Annotated in this window: 1 pseudogene; it reads right to left on the reverse strand. The window is 33.2% G+C overall.

Features of this window, described 5'->3' with window-relative positions:
• A pseudogene (locus QSV46_RS41005) lies at positions 1–238 on the reverse strand (ABC transporter ATP-binding protein); the annotation flags it as partial.

The raw sequence follows: 238 nt of genomic DNA on the forward strand, positions 1-238 counted from the left end.
ATTAATAAGTCGTTACCAATCTCACGCTCAGGCGTGAATTTAACGAAAGGATATCTTCTTGATGATGGTTGAATATCATCTAATTCAATTTTCTCAAGTTGTTTTTTACGACTTGTTGCTTGTTTAGATTTAGAAGCGTTAGCTGAGAAACGAGCAATAAAGTCCTGTAACTCTTTCATTTTTTCTTCTTTTTTCTTGTTTTGTTCTTGAGCCATCTTTTGTGCTAACTGACTAGATT

Source organism: Bradyrhizobium cosmicum, from assembly GCF_032290525.1.
Classification (GTDB): domain Bacteria; phylum Pseudomonadota; class Alphaproteobacteria; order Rhizobiales; family Xanthobacteraceae; genus Bradyrhizobium; species Bradyrhizobium cosmicum_A.